Annotated in this window: 1 protein-coding gene; it reads left to right on the forward strand. The window is 61.1% G+C overall.

Annotation, left to right across the window (positions count from 1 at the left end; genetic code table 11):
* Positions 1–745, forward strand: a 745-nt coding sequence (locus EN935_RS38715; RefSeq protein WP_164771862.1) for an FAD-dependent oxidoreductase, incomplete at both ends; no start/stop codon positions are given.

Consider the following 745-nt stretch of genomic DNA (forward strand, 5'->3'; position numbering starts at 1 on the left):
GTGTGGAGCAAACACTCGCCAGGCCGCAACCTTGTCGGCGGATCAGCCCTGTTTCCGTTGGCGCTCAGTGAGCGTCTTGGCAAGAAGATACTTTATGATACGCAAGCAACTCGGATTCAAAGCGCGGATGGCAGCGTCGAGGTGGATGTTGTCGCCGGCACCACCCGATCCACGTTCATGGCACGGCATTGTATCGTTGCGGCTCCGGCCTTTGTTGCCGCCCAGATCGTCAAGGACCTCCCGTCAGATACGTTGCACGCGTTGAAGTCGATCCGTTATGGGGCATTTCTGACTGCAGCGGTTCTGACGGCAGAAACAGCGCCGATGCCCTGGGAGCGACACTATGCGATCTCCACACCAGGCCGGGCCTTCAGCACGATTTTCAATCAAGCGACGACGCTGAGAGAAGATCCCACCAACCGCCAGCCTGGCGGCAGCCTGATGCTGTTCCGGGGCGCCAAAGGTGCTGCGCAACTCATGCAGCTCAGCGACCGTGAGATTGTCGAACGCTTTCGCGCCGACCTGATTGCCGAGTTTCCAGAGGCGGCATCATGCATAAGCGAAATCGTCGTCCAACGGTGGGAAGCCGGGGCCCCCTACTCCTGGCCCGGTCGCGGTACATTGCAGGCTGCACTGGCACGGCCGCTCGGCAGCATCCACCTGGCTGGCGACTACTTGGAGTTTCCCAACATGGAGGTTGCCGCCCGAACTGGCCGTGAGGCCGCTGATGCGGTCCGGTCGAACC

It is taken from the genome of Mesorhizobium sp. M7D.F.Ca.US.004.03.1.1, assembly GCF_003998635.1.
Taxonomy (GTDB): Bacteria; Pseudomonadota; Alphaproteobacteria; order Rhizobiales; family Rhizobiaceae; genus Mesorhizobium; species Mesorhizobium loti.